The sequence below is a fragment of the Kitasatospora cathayae genome (assembly GCF_027627435.1).
Classification (GTDB): domain Bacteria; phylum Actinomycetota; class Actinomycetes; order Streptomycetales; family Streptomycetaceae; genus Kitasatospora; species Kitasatospora cathayae.
Map to the genome: position 1 here is coordinate 4,960,528 of NZ_CP115450.1, position 20,675 is coordinate 4,981,202.

20 protein-coding genes are annotated in these 20,675 nt (G+C 69.8%); 19 read left to right on the plus strand and 1 reads right to left on the minus strand.

Going from position 1 to position 20,675, the window contains the following annotated elements; translation table 11 throughout:
* The first annotated feature begins 43 nt into the window (after nucleotides 1-43).
* A complete protein-coding gene (locus tag O1G21_RS22090) occupies nucleotides 44-532 on the plus strand; it encodes a MarR family winged helix-turn-helix transcriptional regulator (protein WP_270146317.1) in 489 nt (162 codons plus the stop codon).
* A gap of 85 nt (nucleotides 533-617) precedes the next feature.
* The gene (locus O1G21_RS22095; RefSeq protein ID WP_270146318.1) at nucleotides 618-2,054 is read left to right on the plus strand and encodes a DHA2 family efflux MFS transporter permease subunit; all 1,437 of its coding nucleotides are present in this window, start codon (nucleotides 618-620) and stop codon (nucleotides 2,052-2,054) included.
* A 147-nt stretch (nucleotides 2,055-2,201) separates the two neighbouring features.
* Here O1G21_RS22095 and O1G21_RS22100 read toward each other — a convergent pair whose 3' ends face one another.
* Nucleotides 2,202-2,615, minus strand: coding sequence for a MarR family winged helix-turn-helix transcriptional regulator (locus O1G21_RS22100; RefSeq protein WP_270146320.1), 414 nt, complete (start codon nucleotides 2,613-2,615; stop codon nucleotides 2,202-2,204).
* A 131-nt stretch (nucleotides 2,616-2,746) separates the two neighbouring features.
* On the opposite strand from O1G21_RS22100, the gene O1G21_RS22105 reads away from it, so the two are divergent.
* From O1G21_RS22105 to O1G21_RS22185, 17 genes are all read left to right on the plus strand, one after another.
* Nucleotides 2,747-3,370 carry a hemerythrin domain-containing protein gene (locus tag O1G21_RS22105; protein ID WP_270146322.1) on the plus strand — a complete coding sequence of 208 codons (624 nt, stop codon included), beginning with the start codon at nucleotides 2,747-2,749 and terminating at the stop codon, nucleotides 3,368-3,370.
* A gap of 600 nt (nucleotides 3,371-3,970) precedes the next feature.
* The gene (locus tag O1G21_RS22110) at nucleotides 3,971-4,516 is read left to right on the plus strand and encodes a hypothetical protein (RefSeq protein WP_270146324.1); all 546 of its coding nucleotides are present in this window, start codon (nucleotides 3,971-3,973) and stop codon (nucleotides 4,514-4,516) included.
* Nucleotides 4,513-4,710 (plus strand): hypothetical protein, encoded by a 198-nt coding sequence (locus tag O1G21_RS22115; RefSeq protein WP_270146326.1) that lies wholly within the window; start codon nucleotides 4,513-4,515, stop codon nucleotides 4,708-4,710. Before O1G21_RS22110 ends, O1G21_RS22115 begins: the two co-directional genes overlap by 4 nt.
* Nucleotides 4,711-4,966: 256 nt before the next feature.
* Entirely contained in the window at nucleotides 4,967-6,598 is a 1,632-nt protein-coding gene (locus O1G21_RS22120; protein WP_270146328.1) for an MFS transporter, read from the plus strand.
* Nucleotides 6,599-7,079: 481 nt separating this feature from the next.
* The gene (locus O1G21_RS22125; protein ID WP_270146330.1) at nucleotides 7,080-8,546 is read left to right on the plus strand and encodes an FAD-dependent monooxygenase; all 1,467 of its coding nucleotides are present in this window, start codon (nucleotides 7,080-7,082) and stop codon (nucleotides 8,544-8,546) included.
* Between the two features lie 41 nt (nucleotides 8,547-8,587).
* Nucleotides 8,588-8,917: a TcmI family type II polyketide cyclase gene (locus tag O1G21_RS22130; RefSeq protein WP_270146332.1), complete on the plus strand. Its 330-nt coding sequence runs from the start codon at nucleotides 8,588-8,590 to the stop codon at nucleotides 8,915-8,917.
* 27 nt (nucleotides 8,918-8,944) lie between these two features.
* A complete protein-coding gene (locus tag O1G21_RS22135) occupies nucleotides 8,945-10,201 on the plus strand; it encodes a beta-ketoacyl-[acyl-carrier-protein] synthase family protein (RefSeq protein ID WP_270146334.1) in 1,257 nt (418 codons plus the stop codon).
* Nucleotides 10,198-11,415 carry a ketosynthase chain-length factor gene (locus O1G21_RS22140; RefSeq protein WP_270146336.1) on the plus strand — a complete coding sequence of 406 codons (1,218 nt, stop codon included), beginning with the start codon at nucleotides 10,198-10,200 and terminating at the stop codon, nucleotides 11,413-11,415. The genes O1G21_RS22135 and O1G21_RS22140 overlap by 4 nt, the downstream gene beginning before the upstream one ends.
* Nucleotides 11,416-11,455: 40 nt before the next feature.
* On the plus strand, nucleotides 11,456-11,719 hold the full coding sequence (locus tag O1G21_RS22145; RefSeq protein ID WP_270146337.1) for an acyl carrier protein: 264 nt from the start codon (nucleotides 11,456-11,458) through the stop codon (nucleotides 11,717-11,719).
* Between the two features lie 72 nt (nucleotides 11,720-11,791).
* Entirely contained in the window at nucleotides 11,792-12,577 is a 786-nt protein-coding gene (locus O1G21_RS22150) for an SDR family NAD(P)-dependent oxidoreductase (RefSeq protein ID WP_270146339.1), read from the plus strand.
* A gap of 32 nt (nucleotides 12,578-12,609) precedes the next feature.
* Nucleotides 12,610-13,554 carry an aromatase/cyclase gene (locus O1G21_RS22155; protein WP_270146341.1) on the plus strand — a complete coding sequence of 315 codons (945 nt, stop codon included), beginning with the start codon at nucleotides 12,610-12,612 and terminating at the stop codon, nucleotides 13,552-13,554.
* Between the two features lies 1 nt (nucleotide 13,555).
* The gene (locus O1G21_RS22160) at nucleotides 13,556-15,016 is read left to right on the plus strand and encodes an FAD-dependent monooxygenase (protein ID WP_270146343.1); all 1,461 of its coding nucleotides are present in this window, start codon (nucleotides 13,556-13,558) and stop codon (nucleotides 15,014-15,016) included.
* A 64-nt stretch (nucleotides 15,017-15,080) separates the two neighbouring features.
* The gene (locus O1G21_RS22165; protein WP_270146345.1) at nucleotides 15,081-16,769 is read left to right on the plus strand and encodes an NAD(P)/FAD-dependent oxidoreductase; all 1,689 of its coding nucleotides are present in this window, start codon (nucleotides 15,081-15,083) and stop codon (nucleotides 16,767-16,769) included.
* A 52-nt stretch (nucleotides 16,770-16,821) separates the two neighbouring features.
* On the plus strand, nucleotides 16,822-18,330 hold the full coding sequence (locus O1G21_RS22170) for an FAD-binding oxidoreductase (RefSeq protein ID WP_270146347.1): 1,509 nt from the start codon (nucleotides 16,822-16,824) through the stop codon (nucleotides 18,328-18,330).
* A 44-nt stretch (nucleotides 18,331-18,374) separates the two neighbouring features.
* Complete coding sequence (locus tag O1G21_RS22175; RefSeq protein WP_270146349.1) at nucleotides 18,375-18,845, plus strand: cupin domain-containing protein; 471 nt, start codon at nucleotides 18,375-18,377, stop codon at nucleotides 18,843-18,845.
* A gap of 4 nt (nucleotides 18,846-18,849) precedes the next feature.
* Entirely contained in the window at nucleotides 18,850-19,335 is a 486-nt protein-coding gene (locus O1G21_RS22180; protein WP_270146351.1) for a nitroreductase family deazaflavin-dependent oxidoreductase, read from the plus strand.
* A gap of 29 nt (nucleotides 19,336-19,364) precedes the next feature.
* Nucleotides 19,365-20,663: a cation:proton antiporter domain-containing protein gene (locus O1G21_RS22185; protein ID WP_270146353.1), complete on the plus strand. Its 1,299-nt coding sequence runs from the start codon at nucleotides 19,365-19,367 to the stop codon at nucleotides 20,661-20,663.
* Nucleotides 20,664-20,675: the final 12 nt, after the last annotated feature.

A 20,675-nucleotide genomic window follows, 5' to 3' on the forward strand; every position in this document is an offset into this window, starting at 1 on the left:
GGGATCATCCGGCAGCAGACGGGCCGTTGCTAACCTCGGACGCATGACGACGACCCCGCCCGTGCGCCAGATCAGCGACATCTCCGGCCTGCTGGACCACGCGAGCCACGTGCTGGCGACCCGGATGGCGGCCGCCTTCACCGAGCTCGGGATCACCCCCCGCGCGTACTGCGTGCTGTTCCACGCCCAGGAGGCCGAGCGCACCCAGATCCAGCTGGCCGAGCTGTCGGACCTGGACAAGACCACCATGGTGGTCACCGTCGACGAGCTGGAGAAGGCGGGCCTGGCCGAGCGCCGCCCGTCCGCCACCGACCGCCGGGCCCGGATCATCTCGGTCACCGAGGCGGGCGAGCGCGCCGTCGAGCAGGGCACCGCGATCGCCGACCGGGTCCACCGGGAGCTGCTGGACTCGCTGCCGCAGCCCGAGCGGGAGGTCTTCGTCTCCGCCCTGACCCGCCTGGTGGACGGGCACCTGGCGGAGCCGGTGGAGAGCGAACGGACCGTCCGCCGCGCCCGCCGGTCCCGAGGCTAGCGCCGCCTCATCCCGAGATAGATAGTCCCGAACAAAACAATCTGATAGCGTCCTTCCCGGTACTCGACGAACCGGGAGATCCGCCATGACCACGCACGCCCCGGCCGCGCCCGACACGGCGCCGGCAGCCCCCACCCGCTCCCGTGCACTGGCCCTCGCGGTGCTCTGCGCGAGCATGCTGATGATCGTCCTGGACGGTTCGATCGTCACCGTGGCGCTGCCCGCCATCCAGGACGACCTCCACTTCTCGCCCGCCGACCTCACCTGGACGGTCAACGCCTACCTGATCGCCTTCGGCGGGCTGCTCCTGCTGGCCGGCCGGCTCGGCGACCTGGTCGGCCGCAAGCGGGTCTTCGTCGCCGGACTCGCCCTCTTCACCGCCGCCTCGCTGCTCTGCGCCCTCGCCACCGGGCAGGGGATGCTGATCGCCGCCCGCTTCCTGCAGGGCGTCGGCGGCGCGATGGCCTCCGCGGTCGGCCTCGGCATGGTCGTCACGCTCTTCCCCGAGCCGGGCGAGCGCGGCCGCGCGATCGGCGCCTTCAGCTTCGTCGGCGCGGCCGGGGCCTCGATCGGCCAGGTCCTCGGCGGCGTCCTCACCCAGGCCCTCAGCTGGCACTGGATCTTCCTGATCAACCTGCCGCTCGGCCTCAGTGCGGCCCTGCTGGCCGCCCGGGTCCTGGAGACCGACCACGGCCCGGGCCTGCGGGCCGGCGCCGACGCCCTGGGCGCCGGGCTGATCACCGCCGCCCTGATGCTCGGCATCTACACCATCGTCGGCACCGGCGCCCACGGCTGGGCCTCCGCCCGCACCCTCGGGCTCGGCGCGCTCTCGGTCCTGCTGCTGGCCGCCTTCCTGCTCCGCCAGGCCCGGGCCGCCCGGCCCCTGCTGCCGCTGCGGATGTTCCGCTCCCGCACCGTCTCCGGGGCCAACGCCGTGCAACTGCTGACCATCTCCGGGATGTTCGGCTTCCAGATCCTGGTCGCCCTCTACCTGCAGCAGGTCCTCGGCTACGGCGCCGCCGCCACCGGCCTCGCCATGCTGCCCGCGGCGGTCGCCATCGGCGCGGTGTCGCTGCTGCTCTCCGCCCGGTTGAGCGCCCGGTTCGGCGAGCGCGCGGTGCTGCTCGCGGGCCTCGCGATGCTGGTCGTCGCGCTCGGCCTGCTGACCAGGCTGCCGGTCGACGCCGACTACGCCGTCCACCTGCTGCCGACCATGCTGCTGATCGGGGGCGGCGGGCTGGTGCTGTCCGCGCTCGCCGTGCTCGGCATGTCCGGTGCCGGCCCGGAGGACGCGGGCACCGCCTCCGGACTGTTCAACACCGCCCAGCAGGTCGGCGGGGCGCTCGGCGTCGCGGTGCTCACCACCCTGGCCGACGGCCGCACCGGGGCGCTGGCCGCCGCCGGACACCCCGCCGCCGAGGCGCTCGCGGGCGGCTTCCGGCTCGCCTTCACGGCGGCCACCGGGCTGCTCGCGGTGGCGCTGGTGCTGGCCGCCGTGGTGCTCCGGCCCGTCGGGGACTGACGTCACGCCAACTCCTCGAACCCCGAGCCGCGTTCATCGGTTCGGGGTTCGCCGCGTGGCGGCCGGATCAGGCGGCGCACCAGCCACCGCCGGCCCGTCCGCGACTCCACGTCCGGCCGGTCCTCCGCCGCGGTCCGCTGGAGTCGCTCAGGTTCCCTTCCGGCCCATGGCCTCGGAGGCGGCCGTTCCCGCCTCCGCGGTGCGGCTGAGGAAGTCCGCGATGACCTCCAACTGCGCGGGCTCGTAGCCTTCGCAGATATCGTCCAGGGACGCGTTCATCCCGGAGTAGAGGTGAAGCAGCTCCGGATTGCGGTCTCGAAGCGCGCGGACGACAACCGCGCGCCGGTCGATCGGATCCCGCTCGCGCGTTACCCAGCCGCCGCGCTGGAGCCGGTCGAGGATGCCGGTCACCGTGGCGGGGTGCAAGCCTGCGCGCCGGGCCAGGTTGCCGGGGCTGATCGGGCCCTGGCTGTTGATCAGGTCGAGGCAGTCCAGGTCGACGTTCTTGAGGTCGAGTTGGGCCACCACATGGTTGTTCAGCAGCGAGAGCTGATTGCTCATCTGGCGCAGGGCGCCCTTGATCGTCGCAGTCAGCCTGCGACGGTGCCGGAGCTCATCCGGGCCTTCCATTCCTACGGAACTCATATGGTACTCTCCCAATATCGTATGGGTTTCGGAAGATAAGGTACATCATGAGCTCTTCCCGACAGGGCATGATCGACTTCACTGTCATGTACGCGACCCACAATGCCTTCCGGCGGGACCTCGAACGACTCCGCTCCGCCGCGGCGGCCGGACGGGCCGGCGATCCTCAAGTCCGGGCCGGGTGGGAGAACTTCAAGACCCAGCTGCTCATCCATCACAGCGTCGAGGACGCCGAGCTCTGGCCGCGGCTGCGCCGCGCGGTCCAGGGCAAGCCGCGCGAGCTGGCGCTGACCGATGCGATGGAGGCCGAGCACGCGGATCTGGATCCGCTGCTCGCCTCGGTCGACGCGGCGCTGGGCGGCCAGGCCGCGGCGCTCGTGGACCGGGTGGAGAAGCTCGTCGCCACCCTCGACGACCACTTGACGCACGAGGAGGAAACGGCCCTTCCGCTCATCCAGTCGGAGCTGACCGTGGCCGACTGGCGTGGCTTCACCGACGGGATGCGCCGCCGTCAGGGTGTCAAGGGTGCCTCCGTCTACGTCCCGTGGGTCCTCGACGGGCGGTCGGACGCCGAGCGGGCGACCTTCCTGTCGGCCATGCCCGCCCCGGTTCGGGTGCTGAACCGGCTGTTCTGGGAGGGGGGCTACCGGAAGCGGCGGCTCTGGGGGTGATGCGGCCCGGCCCGGCCCGGGGTGGGATGGTCCTCGTTTCATCCCGGTCGGTCGGTTGTTCCCTGCGGACGTCGTGCCGCCGGTGGAGGTATTGCGAGGTGCTGGGTATTTAGTCCGTTCTGTCTTTCGGCGCCGAGTGCCGGTTGACGCCGGCTAAACATGCTTTCGCTCATTTTCCGAATTTTTGATGTTGGACATCGTCTCAGTGGTCACGCTATCGTTCGACCCGGGCTTGCTTATTTACCGGCAGGCCTGCGCGTGAATTTGGAACGGGGGTTCCGAGTAGTGTCGGATAGCGCTGGCATGGTGCGGTTGTCCAGCTTTGCGTGCATCGATCCGCCGTGATCCGGCGTTGATTTCTTGTTGAATCCAATTTCCCGGCAAGGGACCCTCTGTCTGAGTTTGTAAATTCCGCGCCCAGTCATGCCCGTTTCTTCTGCGTCATGACCTTGGAGTGAGATGAGCATCTCAGTGTGCGCGAGACTGCATTGCGACAATCCGACCGCACCCGCCGGAGCCGGGGAGCGCGCGACCGACGGTCCGCGATTGTGTGTCGGCTGTTTCCACGAGCTCAAGGCGGACCTGCTTGAGCTGCCCGAGATGTACGACGATTGTGTGGACGCCCTGCTGCCGGCGCGTGTCACCGGCCGACCGAGGGTCAGCGGCTCCCGGGGCTCAGGTGGGCTGCGGGTGGACGACGAGGTGGTGGAGAGCAGGTCCGCCATCCTCGGGTGCCTGGCCGCGTGGGCACAGCTGGTGACCGACGAACTCGGGGCGGCCCGGCCCGTGCGACGGCAGCCGGTCGACCTGGCGACCTTCCTGGTGAACCACCTGGACTGGCTCGTCCGGCACCCGGCGTGTGCGGACCTCTCGGCCGAGGTGGCCGACGTGGCGGCTCGGGCGCGCCGTTCGGCGTACGTCCAGCCGGTGCTCCGCATCGACCTCGGGCGATGCGTGCACCCCGACTGCCAGGAGGAGATGACCACCACCCCCGCGGGCGAGGTGGGGCGGCGGGGCAGCGAGGTGCGGTGTGCGGCCGGACACGTGTGGCTGGCCCACCAGTGGCTCCAACTGGCGCGGCAGATCCAGCGGACGCGGCAGACCCACGCGGCCGGCGATACGCGCCTGAACAGGGGAGTCGCATGAACGGCCGTCACACCGGACGCCGACTGGTTCCGACCGAGCTGGCGGCCCTGGCCGCCGGGGTTTCCGTCGCCACCATCAGGAAGTGGGCCAGCCGGGGGAGGCTCACCCGCTACGGCAGCCCGGCACGGGCACAGTACGACCTGGACGAGATCATCGACGGGGACTTCGATCAGCAGCAGCGGCGCTGTGGTTGATCGGCGGGGCGGAAATTCGGCACGGCCGGCCTGCGGGGGGCTCGCCGCGTGGAGACCTGCTCGGATACCTCATCGATAAGAGTCGCAGCGGGCCGCGAGTGTGACATCCGCACGAAAATTCGTGCCACGCGTCACCCGGGCGGGTCGATGTCACATCGGGGCGGGTTCTGCGGCTCTTGGATCCGGCGGCCCCGCCTGGCCGTTTCCCGGTCCGGGCGGGGCGTTCGCAAGGAGCATTTCGAATTGAGGAGGTCGAATGAGTCGATGGCGCGGTAACCCATGGGCGGTCCTGCTCGTGCTGGCGCTCGGGTTCTTCATGACCCTGCTGGACCTGACGATCGTGAACATCGCGATCCCGGACATGGTGACCAAATTGTCGGCGTCGCTGGACCAGGTCCTCTGGATCAGCAACGCCTACGTGCTGGTGCTGGCGGTGGCGCTGATCACCGCCGGTCGGCTGGGCGATCTACGGGGCAAGAAGGAGCTCTTCATCGCCGGCGTGGCGCTGTTCACGCTGTCGAGCCTGCTGTGCGGGGTGTCGCAGGGGGCGGCGGAGCTGATCGCGGCCCGAGCGGTCCAGGGGCTCGGAGCGGCGCTCCTCCTGCCCCAGACGATGTCCATCATCGTCGACACCTTCCCGGCCGAGCGGCGCGGTGTGGCCATGGGAATCTGGGGCTCGGTGGCCGGCATCTCGACGGTGGCCGGGCCCACCCTCGGGGGTCTGCTGGTCACCAAGTTCGACTGGCGGTGGATCTTCTTCGTGAACCTGCCGATCGGCATCCTCGTGCTGCTGCTGGCCGTGCCGATCCTGCCCGCGCGGCAGCGGGCTGCACGGCCAGGTCAACGGCTTGACACCATCGGGGTGTTGATCGCGTCGGCGGCTCTGCTCTGCCTGGCCTTCGCATTGACCGAGGGGCAGCGGTACGACTGGAACCTCTGGATCTGGGCACTGCTCGGACTGGCGGTGCTGCTTCTGGCGGGGTTCCTCATCCATCAGCGCGGCCGTCAGGACGGTGAACCGCTGGTGCCGTTCACCCTCTTCCGGGACCGCAACTTCACCGCGATGAACGTGGTGGCGGTCACGGTCTCGTTCGGGGTGATCGCCCTGTTCCTGCCGATGACGATCTACCTGCAGTCGGTCCTCGGCTTCAGCGCGCTCAAGGCGGGCCTGGTGATGGCGCCCACCTCGGTGATGGCCATGCTCGTGGCCGGCCCGGCGGGGAAGCTGTCCGACAAGTTCGGTGGAAAGTTCATCCTGCTGGGTGGGCTGGTCCTGTTCTCCGCCGGAGCCCTGTGGTTGCTGCTGGTGGCGCAGGCCGACAGCAGTTGGACGGCCTTCCTGCCCGGTTTCACAGTCGCCGGGATCGGCTTCGGTGCGACCTTCACCCCGATGGCGACCGAGGCGATGCGGAACGTGCCGCCGCGACTGTCGGGGGCCGCGTCCGGGGTGAACAACACGCTCCGGCAAGTCGGTTCGGTGCTGGCGACGGCAGCGGTCGGAGCGGTGCTCCAGGGCCGACTGGTCTCGGCATTGGACGGCCAGGCGAAGCAGCGGGTGACCGAACTCCCGGAGCAGGCCCGGGTCGGGTTCGTGGAGAGCTTCGCAGGGGCGGGCAAGAGCGGCCTGGAGGTGGGCGTCGGGCAGTCCGGTGGCGCTCCGGGAAGCGGGGGCTTCACGCAGGAAGTGGCCCATCGGGTGCAGGACGTGGCCTCGGAGGTGTTCCGTTTCGGCTTCGTGGAGGCGATGAAGCCGACCATGGCGCTGCCTCTGGTCATCGTGCTGGCGGGAGCCGCGGTCTGCCTCGTCGTCAAGGGATTGCCGGACTCGCCGCCGGCGCCGTCGGACGGCGCCCGTGAAGCAGCGGAATCGGCGGTGGGCGGCCACTGACAGGCGTTGTTCGTCCGTGCGCGGCCCGAGGGCGCTCCGATCAAGGTCGGTGCGCCCTCGGGCCGTTCGGCTTCCGCAGGGGGCGATGTCGGCCCTCCGGAGGTGGCCGTTGACATGCGGCTGACCGAGTGTCACGCTAGTCCTGCCGGTTCAAGTGTGCCTTGAGACAGGCGTCTTGATGGCCAGGGCCGGTGAGGGCCGGCCGGTGCCGGCAGCGAGGTCGCCCGAGACTTCCGCGTGGACCACGGCAGTGTGCGCAGGACGCACGCTGCCGTTCTCGTTTTTCGGCTCGCTGTTCCGCTGGGCGGAAGATCGACGTTGACAGTCCTCGCTGAGAAGTGTCACGCTTTTCCCGGCAGTCGAACTGTGTCCGAATCCAGAGCCTGACTGCAGAAGCCCTGTGAGTTTCCCGAACATTCCCTTCGCGGCGACTCCCGGGCTCTTTTTGTGCCACCTTTCCTGCCGCCTCGAGGGGGCAAGCGTGGATTCCTCAGTCATTGTCGTGGGTGCGGGCCCTTCGGGCCTTACCCTGGCCGCCGAGCTGAGGCTCGGCGGAGTCGACGTCGTCGTCCTGGAGCGATTGGAGGAGCCTTCCGGAGAGTCCCGAGGGCTGGGTTTCACCGCCCGTACGATGGAATTGTTCGACCAGCGCGGCCTGCTGCCGATGTTCGGCGACATCACGATCAGCCCGGCGGGGCACTTCGGCGGCATACCGCTGGATTACAGCGTCCTGCCCGGGGCCCATTTCGGCGCCCGCGGAATACCGCAGACCCGGACCGAGCAGGTCCTGGGCGCGTGGGCGGCGTCGGTGGGAGTCGAGGTTCGCCGGGGCTGGACGGTGGTCGGTCTCGCCGACGACGGCGCCAGGGTGGAGGTCACCGCCCAGACGCCCGACGGCATCCGGACGTTGAGCTGTCGCTACCTCGTCGGCTGCGACGGCGGGCACAGCACCGTGCGTCGCCTCGCGGGTTTCGACTTCCCGGGGACGGACGCGACCATCGAGATGTTCCTCGCCGACGTTGCCGGCTGCGACCTCCGGGCTCGGCAGATCGGCGAGCGGGTGCCCGGCGGCATGGTCATGTCGGCCCCGCTGCGCGAAGGCGTGGACCGCATCATCGTCTGCGAGCGCGGGACGCCGCCGCGCCGGCGGGCCGAACCGCCCACCTTCGACGAGGTGGCGGACGCCTGGCAGCGGTTGACGGGCGACTCGATCCACGGCGGCGACGCCCTGTGGGTCAGCTCGTTCGGCGACGCGACCCGGCAGGTCACCCACTACCGCAAGGGTTCGGTGCTGCTGGTCGGCGACGCCGCGCACACCCACCTGCCCGCCGGCGGCCAAGGACTCAGCGTCAGCGTGCAGGACGCCATGAACCTCGGCTGGAAGCTCGCCGCCCAGGTGCGGGGCTGGGCCCCGGAGGGGCTGCTGGACAGCTACCACGCCGAGCGCCATCCGGCCGGTGCCCGGTTGCTGACGAACACCCAGGCGCAGGGACTGCTCTACCTGAGCGGCGCCGAGATCGAACCGCTGCGCCGGGTCTTCGCCGAGCTGATGGAGTTCCCCGAGGTCGGCCGTCATCTGGCCGGCATGGTCAGCGGGCTGGACCTCGGCTACCAGGTCGGCGACGGCGGTCATCCACTCCTCGGCCGACGGGTCCCGCCCCGGGAACTGGTGGGGCCGCGCGGCCGCACCGGCACGGTGGAACTCCTGCACGCGGGGCGCGGGGTCCTCATCGACCTCGGCGGCGACGCCGACCTGCAGCTGTCCGCGAAGCCCTGGGCCGACCGCATCGACATCATCAGCTGCGTACCGGCCGAACCCTCCGACGAGGGCCCGCTCGCCGGGACGACGGCACTGCTGGTCCGTCCCGACGGCTACGTCGCCTGGGCGGCGCCGGACGGTGGCGCACTGACCGACGGACTGAACCGCTGGTTCGGCGCCGCCGCCTGAGTACGCGGAAACCTGAACCGCATTCACGAGGGAGACAGCTCATGCACAGCACGCTGATCGTGGCCCGGATGGATCCGTCCGCAAGCGGCGATGTCGCGGAGATCTTCCGGGAGTTCGACCGGACCGAGATGCCGGATCTCATGGGGACCCGGCGACGCCAGCTCTTCTTCTACCGTGGCCTCTACTTCCACCTACAGGACTTCGATTCGGATAACGGCGGGTCGGCGATCGAGGCGGCCAAGAACAATCCGCTCTTCTTGAACGTGAGCGAGGACCTCAAGCCGTACATCGGGGCTTACGACCCGGAGACCTGGCGATCGCCGGCCGACGCCATGGCGACGCGCTTCTACACCTGGTCCAAGAATTCCTGACCAGCGCTATTCAGAGGGGATGCGCCGATGAGGCGGCGAGTAGTGATAACCGGGGTCGGCGTTCTGGCACCGGGTGGAGTCGGAGTCAAGAACTTCTGGAGCCTGCTGAGCGAAGGCCGTACCGCCACCCGGGGGATCACGTTCTTCGATCCGTCACCGTTCCGTTCCCGGGTGGCGGGCGAGATCGACTTCGACGCCGAGGCGCACGGTCTCGGCGCGCAGGAGATCCGCCGGATGGACCGGGCCGCACAGTTCGCCGTGGTGGCCGCCGCCGAGGCGCTGGCCGACAGCGGGCTCGAATCCTCGGAGCTGGACCCCTACCGGACCGGGGTCAGCGTGGGCAGCGCCGTCGGCGCCACCACGGGGCTGGACCGGGAGTACCGGGTGGTCAGCGACAGCGGCCGACTCGACCTGGTCGATCACACCTACGCGGTTCCGCACCTCTACGACTACCTCGTGCCGAGTTCCTTCGCACGTGAGGTGGCCTGGGCGGTGGGCGCCGAGGGCCCGGCGACGGTGGTGTCCACCGGCTGCACCTCGGGGCTGGATACGGTCGGTTACGCGACCGAGCTGATTCGCGAGGGCACCGCCGACATCATGTTCGCCGGCGCCTCGGACGCCCCGATCTCCCCGATCACGGTGGCCTGCTTCGACGCGATCAAGGCCACGACGCCGCGCAACGACGATCCGGAACATGCCTCGCGGCCCTTCGACCGCAGCCGCAACGGCTTCGTGCTCGGCGAGGGCGCCGCCATGTTCGTCCTGGAGGAGTACGAGCGGGCCAAGCGGCGCGGAGCGCACATCTACGCCGAGGTGTCCGGCTTCGCCACTCGCTGCAACGCCTTCCACATGACCGGCTTGCGCGCGGACGGTCGGGAGATGGCCGAAGCGATCCGGGTGGCGCTGGACCAGGCGCAGCTGAACCCGGAGGAGATCGACTACGTCAACGCCCACGGCTCCGGGACCAAGCAGAACGACCGGCACGAGACGGCCGCCTTCAAGCACAGCCTGGGTGATCACGCCTACCGGGTCCCGGTGAGTTCGATCAAGTCGATGATCGGGCACTCGCTGGGCGCCATCGGGGCCATCGAGATCGCGGCCTGCGCGCTCGCGATCGAGAACAACGTCGTGCCTCCGACGGCGAACCTGCACACTGCAGACCCCGAGTGCGACCTGGACTACGTCCCGCTGCACGCCCGGGAGCACCGGACGGACTCCGTGCTGACGGTCGGCAGCGGCTTCGGAGGGTTCCAGAGTGCGATGGCATTGAGGAGGGCGGGATGAACGCGACGCCAGTGGTGACGGGACTGGGCATCACCGCGCCGAACGGCCTCGGCACGGAGGAGTACTGGGCCGCGACGCGGGAGGGGATCAGCGGCCTCGCGGCCATCACGAGGTTCGACGCGGAGGGCTACCCGGCCCGGCTGGCCGGGGAGGTGTCCGGGTTCGTGCCGGAGGACCACCTGCCGAGTCGGCTGCTTCCGCAGACCGATCGGATGACCCAACTGGCCTTGGTCGCCTCGGACTGGGCTCTGGCGGACGCCGAGGTGCGGCCCGAAGAGTGGGCCCGGTTCGACCTGGGAGTGGTGACCGCCAGCTCGGCCGGTGGGTTCGAGTTCGGCCAGGGCGAGCTGAAGAACCTGTGGAGCAAGGGCGGCCAGTACGTGAGCGCGTACCAGTCGTTCGCCTGGTTCTACGCGGTGAACACCGGCCAGATCTCGATCCGGCACGGGATGCGCGGGCCGGGCAGCGTGCTGGTGTCCGACCAGGCGGGCGGCCTGGACGTGGTGGCTCAAGCCGGCCGCCAGATCCGCAACGGCACCCGCCTGGTGCTGACCGGCGGCGTGGACGGTTCGATCTGCCCGTGGGGTTGGGTCGCCCAACTGGCCGGCGGGCGACTGAGCACCAGTGACGAACCGGACCGGGCCTACCGGCCCTTCGACGCCGAAGCCGCCGGTCATGTCTCCGGTGAGGGCGGGGCGATGCTCGTCCTGGAGGACGCGGCGACCGCCCGGGCGCGAGGTGTCCGGATCTACGGCGAGATCGCCGGCCACGGTTCGACCTTCGACCCCAAGCCCGGCAGTGGCCGTGCCCCCGGGCTGCAGCGCGCCATCGAACGGGCGCTGTCCCAAGCAGAGCTGACGCCAGATCAGATCGACGTGGTGTTCGCGGATGCGGCGGGGGTGCCTGAACTCGACCGGATCGAGGCCGATGCCCTGAGTGCGGTCTTCGGTCCGCGAGGGGTGCCGGTCACGGCGCCGAAGACGATGACCGGTCGACTGCATGCCGGTGCGGCCTCGTTGGACCTCGCCGCCGCACTGTTGTCCATCCGGGACGGGCTGATCCCGCCCACCACCAACGTCGACCCGTCCGGGGACTACGCGCTGGACCTGGTCATCGACGAGCCCCGGGTCTTGCCGGTGGGCGCCGCCCTTGTGGTGGCCCGCGGCCACGGGGGTTTCAACTCCGCGATGGTGGTCCGTCGCGCAGCCGACTGACGGATCCACCGCCTCACACCGAGAACGAAAGGAGACGGCAGTGCAGGAACTCACCATCGACGACCTTCGCCGCATTCTGCGGGAGGCAGCCGGGCAGCAGGAGGGCGTCGACCTCGACGGCGACATCCTCGACCTCGCCTTCGACGAGCTCGGCTACGACTCGCTCGCCCTGCTGGAGACCGGAAGCCGCATCGAGCAGATCTTCGGGATCCGCCTCGACGACAACACGCTGAGCGACTCCCCGGGCCCCCGGGCGCTGATCGCGGCCGTCAACGAGCAACTGGCCGCGGCTCGTACGGCGTGACCGAGCCGGGCCGCCCACCCTGGCGGAACCGGACTGATCCACCCGCAGGAACCGGGCTTTCGAGGAGAGGACATGGCGTTGGAGGAACGACGGGTAGCCCTGGTCACCGGAGCGACCAGCGGCATCGGACGCGCCTCGGCCAGGCAACTGGCCGAACAGGGGCACCGTGTGTACATCTGTGCGCGCTCGGCCGACGCCGTGCGGGCCACGGTCAAGGAGCTGTCCGAGGAGGGCTTCGAGGTCGACGGGACGGTGTGTGACGTCCGGGACACCGCGCAGGTCAAGGCCTTCGTCGCCGGCGCCGTCGACCGCTTCGGCCGGGTCGACGTGCTCGTCAACAACGCCGGGCGCAGCGGCGGCGGCCCCACGGCGAAGCTCGAGGACGAGCTCTGGCTCGACGTCCTGCAGACCAATCTGACCAGCGTCTTCCTGATGACGCGCGAGGTGCTCGAGGCCGGCGGCATGCTGGCGCGCGGGCACGGGCGGATCATCAACATCGCCTCCACCGCCGGGAAGCAGGGAGTCGTGCTGGGTGCCCCCTACTCGGCCTCCAAGCACGGTGTGGTCGGTTTCACCAAGGCCGTCGGCAACGAGCTGGCGCCGACCGGGATCACCGTGAACGCGGTCTGCCCCGGCTACGTCGAGACCCCGATGGCGCAGCGCGTCCGTGAGGGCTACGCGGCGGCGTACGACACCACGCCGGACACCATCCTGCAGCGGTTCCAGGCGAAGATCCCGCTCGGCCGGTACTCCACCCCCGAGGAGGTCGCCGGACTCGTCGGTTACCTCGCCACCGACACGGCCGCCTCGATCACGGCCCAGGCGATCAACGTCTGCGGTGGGCTCGGCAACTTCTGAGCAGCGGAAACCACCGGAACAAGGAGGACATCATGGCGCAGCCCGGCCTTCGCGAAGTGACGCACGAGACCACCGTGCGAGCCCCCGCCGGCGACGTCTACCAGCTCATCGCGGGCGTGGCGAACTGGCCGCAGCTCTTTCCGCCGACCGTCCACGTCGAAGTCCTGGAACAGGGCGCTGCCGAGGAGCGCATCCGGATCTGGGCCACCGTCAACGGTGACGCCAAGAGCTGGGTCTCCCGCCGCTCCCTCGACCGTGAGGCGCTGCGGATCGACTTCCGCCAGGAGGTCTCGGCCGCCCCGGTCGCCGCGATGGGCGGCGCCTGGGTCATCGAGCCGATCTCGGCCGACGAGTGCCGGGTCCGGTTGCTGCACGATTACCGCGCAGTGGACGACGATCCGGCCGGTCTGACCTGGATCGACCAGGCGGTGGACCGCAACTCCCGCTCGGAGCTCATCGCCCTCAAGGCGAACGCCGAGCTCATGACGGGAGCGCAGGACCGGCTCCTGTCCTTCGAGGACACCGTGCGGATCGACGGCTCGGCCAAGGACGTCTACGACTTCCTCAACGAGGCCCAGCACTGGCAGCAGCGGCTGCCGCACGTGGCGCGGGTCGACTTCCAGGAGCCCTCGCCCGGTCTGCAGCTCCTGGAGATGGACACCCGGACGAAGGACGGGTCGACCCACACCACCAAGTCCGTGCGGGTCTGCTTCCCCAACGAGCGGATCGTCTACAAGCAGATCACCCTGCCGGCCCTGATGACCCTGCACACCGGCCGGTGGGTGCTGGAGGAGGACGGCGACGGCGTGCGGGCCACCTCCCAGCACACCGTGGTGATCAACAGCGAGAGGATCACCGAGGTCCTCGGTGCGGAGGCCGACTTGGCCCGGGCCCGGGAGTTCGTCCGCAACGCGCTCGGTGCCAACAGCAGGGCGACCCTCGGTCTGGCCAAGGACCACGCCGAAGGACTTCGCTGACGTGGACACCCAGGTCATCGTGGTCGGTGCCGGGCCGGTCGGCCTGCTGCTGGCCGGGGAGCTTCGGCTCGGCGGCGCCGAGGTGGTCGTGCTGGAGCGGCTGATCGCACCGACCACGGAGTCCCGGGCCTCCACCCTCCACGCCCGCACCATGGAACTGCTCGACCACCGCGGGCTGGTGGAGCCGCTCGGCAACCCGGCGTGCGACGTGCTGGGGCACTTCGGCGGGCTGCCCATGGAACTGAGCGGCCCGCCGACCCGCTACCGGGGGCAGTGGAAGGTCCCGCAGACCCGTCTGGAGGAACTGCTGGCCTCCTGGGCGCTCGGACTGGGCGCGGAACTCAGGCGTGGCCACGAGGTCCGGGCCGTCCGAGAGGTGGACGAGCGGGTCGAGGTCGAGTACGTCACCGAGGCGGGCCCGGGCACGCTCACCGGCGAGTTCCTGGTCGGCTGCGACGGGGAGCACAGCACCGTGCGCGGACTGGCCGGATTCGCCTTCCCCGGCACCGACGCCACTCGGGAACTGCTCCGGGCGGACGTGGCCGGCATCGAGGTGCCGAACCGGCGCTTCGAGAGGACGCCGACGGGGCTCGCCATCGCAGCCCGTCGCCCGGACGGCATCACCCGGATCATGGTCCACGAGTTCGGGCGCCCCGCGGCCGAGCGCACGGCGGAGCCCTCGTACGCGGAACTGGTCGGGAGCTGGGCCGCGGTGACGGGAGAGGACATCAGCGGCGGCGTGCCGCTGTGGCTGAACGCCTTCGGCAACACCGCCCGCCAGGCGGCGGAGTACCGCCGTGGACGGGTTCTGCTGGCCGGGGACGCGGCCCACCGGCAGATGCCGGTGGGTGGACAGGCCCTCAACGTGGGTCTGCAGGACGCCGTGAACCTCGGGTGGAAGCTCGCCGCCGAGGTCGGCGGCAGGGCGCCGGCCGGGCTGCTCGACACGTACCACGGCGAACGGCACCCGGTCGGGAGCCGGGTGCTGTCCGCCATCGAGGCCCAGACGCAGCTGCTGCTCGGCGGCCCGGAGGTCGACGCGGTCCGCGCGGTCACCGCCGAGCTCCTCGCGTACGACCGGGTCCGGGCCCACCTCGGCAGTGTCATCAGCGGCCTGGACATCCGGTACGGAGACGAAGGGGAGCCGTTCGAAGGCCGGCGCGTGCCGCACCTCGACCTCGTCACGCCGGACGGTTCCACCAGTACCACCGAGTTGCTGCGCCCGGCCCGGGGCGTGCTGCTGGACCTGTCCGGCGATCCGCGGCGTCGGACGGAGCTGGAGCGGACGACCGCCGGCTGGCCGGGCCGCGTCCGTCTGGTCGCGGCCGTGGCCGCACCGGACTCGCCCGCTCCGGAAGCCACGTTGCTGCTGCGTCCGGACGGTCATCTGGCGTGGGCCGGTGACGCGGTCGCCGACCCGGGGCCGGCACTGCGGCGCTGGTTCGGCACGCCGGACGCCTGAGGCGTGTCACGCCCCAGTGCACGCATCGAGACACCACACAGCCATTCGAAGGAGAGGTCCGATCATGCCCAGCAAGGTTCCGGCAGCACCTCGGGACTCCGGCAAGGTCCAGCACTGTGACGTTTTCGTCCTGGGCTCGGGTCTGGCGGGCTCCGTGAGCGCGGCGATCCTGGCCCGCAACGGTGCCAAGGTCGTGCTGGCCGACGCGGCCGCGCATCCGCGGTTCGCGGTCGGTGAGTCGATGACCCCGCAGCTCGTCGAATGGCTGCACATCCTGGCGGACCGCTACGACGTTCCCGAGATCAAGAGCCTGCTCAGCGTGCAGGCCACCACCCGGGACATCGGCCCGCACTTCGGTACCAAGCAGCACTTCGGCTTCATGCTGCACCGTCCCGACCAGGAGCCCGATCCCCGCGAGGCCACCCAGCTGGTCCTCCCGAAGCTGCTCTCCCAAGCCGCGCACCTGTTCCGTCAGGACAGCGACTCCTACATGTTCCACGTCGCGGCCCGGTACGGCTGCACGACCCGGCAGAACTGGCGGGCCGCCGACCTGGCCTTCGACGACGACGGCGTGACCGTCACCGGGCAGAACGGCGAGGCGTTCCGGGCGAAGTTCCTGATCGACGCGAGCGGGTTCCGCTCGCTGCTCGCCGAGAAGTTCCAACTGCGCGAGACCCCTGCCAGGTTCAACCACCACTCGCGTTCGCTGTTCACCCACTACGTCGGCATCAAGCCCTTCGACGACGTGAGCCGGCACCCGGCCGAGCTGCGCCCGCCGGTGCCGTGGCACAACGGGACGATGCACCACCTGATCGACCGGGGCTGGTTCTGGATCATCCCGTTCGACAACTACAAGGACTCCCGCAACCCGCTCTGCAGCGTCGGTCTCACCTTCGACGAGCGCGTTTACCCGAAGCCGGCCGATCTCACGCCGGAGGAGGAGTTCAACCGCTACCTGGACATGTTCCCGGCGGTGAAGCGCCAGTTCGCGGGGGCGCACCGGGTGCGCGAGTGGGTCTCGACCGATCGTCTGCAGTACTCCTCGACGCATTCGATCGGCCATCGCTGGTGCCTGATGTCGCACGCGGCCGGCTTCATCGACCCGCTCTACTCGCGCGGCCTGTCCAACACCTTCGAGGTCGTCAACGCGCTCAGCTACCGCATCCTCGACGCGCTCAAGGACGACGACTTCGCGGTCGAGCGGTTCGAGTACGTCGACGAGCTGGAACGCGGACTCCTGCACTTCAACGACATGCTGGTCAACAGCTCCTTCATCTCGTTCTCGCACTTCAAGCTGTGGAACGCGGTGTTCCGGGTCTGGGGCGCCCTGATTACCCCGGGCGTGATGCGGCTGACCCGCGCGCGGCTCCGGTTCCAACTCGACAACAAGAACCCGCAGCACTTCATCGACCTGGAGAACGCTCCGCACACCGGGCTCTGGTGGCCCGAGAGCGACAAGCTCAAGGCGCTGCTGGAGGCCACCGCGGAAACCTGCGAGAAGTACGAGGTCGGGGAGCTGGACGGAGACGAGGCGGCGAACATCGTCTTCCGCCTCCTCCAGGACTCGGACATCGTGAATCCGACCTTCGGTTGGAAGGATCCGCGAAAGCGCTTCATCGCCCCGACCACCATGACCATGATCAAGTTCATGCACTGGGCGACGCGACAGGGCCCGCCCGAGATGCGCGAGCTGGGCGACGAGAACCTGCGCGGCCTGATCAGGGCCACCGCCAAGGGCAAGAAGCTGCTCTGACCCGCAGGCACCGCCGAACGCCGACCGAACCACCAAGCACGGGGGAACCACCATGATCAGACGAAGAAGCGTCCTGGAAGCCACGGCCGCCGCCATCGCCCTGACGGCACTGGATCCGAAGGGGGTGTTCGCCGACACCGCCTGCCCCCAGTGGAGCAGGCTCGCGTCGTCCCTCCAGGGGCAGCTCGTGCTGCCGTCCAGCGCGAACTACGGGACGGCCAAGCAGCTGGACCTGATGCAGTACGACATCATCAACCCGCGGGCCATCGCCTACTGCGCGAGTCCGGCCGACGCGGCGGCCTGCCTGCGGTTCGCCCAGAGCAACGCGATGCCGTTCTCGGTCCGCAGCGGTGGCCACAGCCTGGGCGGGTACTCGACCACCCCGGGACTGGTCATCGACGTCTCCGGGCTCAACTCGGTCACGGTGTCCGGGACGAGCGCGACGATCGGCCCCGGCGCCGAACTGGTCGACATCACCAACGGCCTGGCCCCGGCCGGGCTGGCGTTGGCGGGCGGGATGTGCCCCACGGTCGCGGCGGGCGGCTACCTCCAGGGCGGCGGCATCGGCATGCTGACCCGTCCACTGGGCCTCGGTTGCGACAGCATCACCTCGGCGCAGGTCGTGCTGGCCGACGGTAGCCAGGTCACCGCCTCCGCGAGCCAGAACAGCGACCTCCTGTGGGCCCTGAAGGGCGGTGGTGGCGGCAACTTCGGCATCGTCACCTCGTACACCGTGCAGCCCACCGCGCTGACCCAGCTGGCCGTCGCCAGCCTGACCTGGAGCTACGACCACGCGGTCGACACCCTGGACGGCTTCACGCGCTGGCTGGTGTCCGCGCCGCGCACCATCAGCGGGGCGGTCAGCATCAACCTGGACGACGCCGCTGCGACCAACACGCCGACCGTCGCGGTCCTGTTGGTGTCGGCCGGAACCACCACCGAACTCAACTCCGAGGTCACCCGGCTGATTTCGATGATCGCGACGCCGACCGGGCAGCAGACCTCCGTGGTCCCGTACCAGGCGCTGATGATGGGGTTCTACGGCTGTGCCACGGACACCGTGGCCCAGTGCCACCGGATCGGGGCGACCAGCCAGGGCGTCCTGCCGCGGCACCCGTTCGGCGTCGAGCGGAACCGGATGTTCTCCGGGCCGGTGGACCGCAGCGTCTGGGAGGCGGCCGTCGCGGTCTTCGACACCGGACGCCAGGCCGGACCGAGCTACCGGCTCCAGGTGATCGCGCTGGGCGGTGCGGTCAACGACCTGAGCCGCACCCAGACCGCGTACGTGCACCGGGACAGCCTGTACCTGGTCAACTACGTCGGATCGGTCGCCACCGCCCCGGTCGCCGACACGACGGCGGCCGCCGCGCGGCAGTGGGCGACTACTGGGTTCAACGCGATCAGCCCGTACTCGAACGGCGAGTCGTACCAGAACTTCATCGACCCGGCGCTCACCGACTGGCGGACCGCCTACTACGCCGAGAACTACCCGAAGCTCGCCGCGATCAAGGCCAAGTACGACCCGTACGGCGCCTTCTCCTTCGCACAGAGCATCAGCTGACGGTGCCGGCCACGGATCCGGCCAACCATGGAGAGGAGCACACGATGACCACGTCCCCCGGCCGGGTCGTCCACTCGGACGAGGTCGAGCCGATCACCTGGTCCGGCGAGGAGGCCGGTCGCTTCCTGCTGCGCAGCGAGGACACGGGCGGCCAGTACTCGTTCTACGAGGTGACCGTTCCCGCGGGCCAGGGCTCGCACTTCCACGTCCACGAGGACACGGACGAGGCGTTCTACATCGTCGAGGGCGAGTTCGAGATCCACCTGGGCGACGTGGTCCACCGGGCGCCCGCCGGCACCGTGGTCTACGGCCCCCGCGGGGTGGTCCACGCCTTCCGCAACACCCTCGACGAGCCCGGCAGGATGCTCTGCGTCACCACCCCGGGCGGGATCGAGCGGTTCTTCGAGGAACTCAGCACGCTGATGAAGCAGGATCCGCCGGCGGACTGGTCGCAGATGCAGGAACTCGCGACCCGCCACCGCATCGTGGCCTTCCCCGATCAGGAGAGGAACTGAGGTCGTGCAGGACACGGAGAAGAAGCTGATCGGGCCCAACGACCGGAAGAAACCGCCGTCCAAGGCGCAGCGGCTGGTCAACCGGGCCATCGTGCGCGCCAACGTGGCCGTCTACCGGGCCAGCGGCGGAAAGGTCGCCGGCCGCTTCGGCGAGCTGCCGGTCCTCCTGATCACGACCCGCGGCCGGAAGACCGGCATCGCTCGTACCAGCGCCCTGGGCTACGTGCCCGACGGAGACCGCTACATCATCTGCGGTGCTTACGGCGGGGAGCCGGTGCACCCGGCCTGGGCGCTGAACCTGCGGGCCATCCCCGACGCGGTGGTCGAGGTGGGCCGGCACAAGTTCAAGGTGACGGCGAGGGAACTGCCGGCCGGCGCCGAGCGCGACCGGCTCTGGAAGCGGATGGTCGACATCTTCCCGCTCTACGGCAAGTTCGAGACCAAGACCGGCCGTCTGTTCCCGATCGTCGTGCTGACGCCCACCGACTGATCGCACCGGCTACGGGGAGGGGGACGTTGATGAAGAGCCCAGCGACAGCAGCCGACCTGCACCTCGCCACCATGCTGGCCGGGGCCGCGGCGGTCCTGCTGACCGGTCTGGTGTTCGGAAGACTGGCCACCCGGTTCCGGCAGCCGGTGGTGATCGGCGAGATCGTCGCCGGAATCGCGCTCGGGCCCAGCCTGCTCGGGCACCTGCCGGGGGACCTGCCGCACCGGCTCTTTCCCGCCGAGGTCCGTCCGCTCCTCAACGCGGTGGCGCAGGTGGGTCTGATGCTCTTCATGTTCATGGTGGGCTGGGAGTTCGACAAGAACCTGCTGAGACCGCACAAGGGGACGGCGACGATGGTCTCGCTGACCTCCGTCGGATTCGCCTTCGCCTGCGGGACCGCCATCGCGTCCGTGCTGTACCGCAACCACCACGAGACGGACGGGCGCCCCATCTCGTTCACCGCGTTCGCCATGTTCATGGGCACGGCGATGTCGGTGACGGCGTTCCCGGTGCTGGCCAGGATCCTCAAGGACAACCGGCTGAGCCACACCAGAGTGGGCGTGCTGGCCCTGGCCAGTGCGGCTGTCGACGATCTGCTCGCCTGGTGCCTGCTGGCCTACGTGTCGGCGCTGGCGACCGCGGACGGGAACGGCCGCCTGCTGCAGGTCGGGCTGCTCAGCGCGGTGTACGTGGCGTTGATGTTCCTGGTCGTCCGGCCACTCCTGGCCGGCTTGGTGGGACGGCTGGTGGCCCGGCAGCAGTGGCGGCCGCTCCTGCTCCTCCTGTGCGCCGGGGTGTTCCTCTCGTCCTGGCTCACCACCTGGATCGGCATCCACGCGATCTTCGGGGCGTTCCTCTTCGGCTTCGTGATGCCCAGGGAGCCGGCGCACCTGCTGAAGGAACGGCTCCACCCGCCGCTGGAGCACGTCAGCACGCTGCTGCTGCCGGTCTACTTCGTCGTCATCGGCCTCGGGGTCGACATCGGAGGACTGGGCGCCTACCAGTACCTGGAGTTGACGCTGATCGTCGCGGTGGCCTGCGCGGGAAAGCTGCTGGGTGCGCTGGTGCCGGCCAAGTTCTTCGGCCTGTCCTGGGCGGAGTCCAGAACGCTCGGACTGCTCATGAACACCAGGGGCCTGACCGAGCTGATCATCCTCAACGCCGCAGCGAGCCTGGGAGTGTTGGACGGCCAGATGTTCACCATGATGGTGATCATGGCGCTCCTCACCACCGCCCTGGCCGGTCCGCTCCTGCCGGTCGGCCCGCCCGTCCTGGAGCCCGAACCGCTCCCGAGCCGGCGACGAGATCTGACCGAAACCCGTATCTAGCAGCGACTCTCC

What these genes read in the sequence shown, in the direction of transcription:
- O1G21_RS22090 (WP_270146317.1), top strand. Translation starts at nt 44, where the DNA reads ATGACGACGACCCCGCCCGTGCGCCAGATCAGCGACATCTCCGGCCTG.
- O1G21_RS22095 (WP_270146318.1), top strand. Translation starts at nt 618, where the DNA reads ATGACCACGCACGCCCCGGCCGCGCCCGACACGGCGCCGGCAGCCCCC.
- O1G21_RS22100 (WP_270146320.1), bottom strand. Translation starts at nt 2,615, where the DNA reads ATGAGCAATCAGCTCTCGCTGCTGAACAACCATGTGGTGGCCCAACTC.
- O1G21_RS22105 (WP_270146322.1), top strand. Translation starts at nt 2,747, where the DNA reads ATGAGCTCTTCCCGACAGGGCATGATCGACTTCACTGTCATGTACGCG.
- O1G21_RS22110 (WP_270146324.1), top strand. Translation starts at nt 3,971, where the DNA reads ATGTACGACGATTGTGTGGACGCCCTGCTGCCGGCGCGTGTCACCGGC.
- O1G21_RS22115 (WP_270146326.1), top strand. Translation starts at nt 4,513, where the DNA reads ATGAACGGCCGTCACACCGGACGCCGACTGGTTCCGACCGAGCTGGCG.
- O1G21_RS22120 (WP_270146328.1), top strand. Translation starts at nt 4,967, where the DNA reads ATGAGTCGATGGCGCGGTAACCCATGGGCGGTCCTGCTCGTGCTGGCG.
- O1G21_RS22130 (WP_270146332.1), top strand. Translation starts at nt 8,588, where the DNA reads ATGCACAGCACGCTGATCGTGGCCCGGATGGATCCGTCCGCAAGCGGC.
- O1G21_RS22135 (WP_270146334.1), top strand. Translation starts at nt 8,945, where the DNA reads ATGAGGCGGCGAGTAGTGATAACCGGGGTCGGCGTTCTGGCACCGGGT.
- O1G21_RS22140 (WP_270146336.1), top strand. Translation starts at nt 10,198, where the DNA reads ATGAACGCGACGCCAGTGGTGACGGGACTGGGCATCACCGCGCCGAAC.
- O1G21_RS22150 (WP_270146339.1), top strand. Translation starts at nt 11,792, where the DNA reads ATGGCGTTGGAGGAACGACGGGTAGCCCTGGTCACCGGAGCGACCAGC.
- O1G21_RS22155 (WP_270146341.1), top strand. Translation starts at nt 12,610, where the DNA reads ATGGCGCAGCCCGGCCTTCGCGAAGTGACGCACGAGACCACCGTGCGA.
- O1G21_RS22165 (WP_270146345.1), top strand. Translation starts at nt 15,081, where the DNA reads ATGCCCAGCAAGGTTCCGGCAGCACCTCGGGACTCCGGCAAGGTCCAG.
- O1G21_RS22170 (WP_270146347.1), top strand. Translation starts at nt 16,822, where the DNA reads ATGATCAGACGAAGAAGCGTCCTGGAAGCCACGGCCGCCGCCATCGCC.
- O1G21_RS22175 (WP_270146349.1), top strand. Translation starts at nt 18,375, where the DNA reads ATGACCACGTCCCCCGGCCGGGTCGTCCACTCGGACGAGGTCGAGCCG.
- O1G21_RS22185 (WP_270146353.1), top strand. Translation starts at nt 19,365, where the DNA reads ATGAAGAGCCCAGCGACAGCAGCCGACCTGCACCTCGCCACCATGCTG.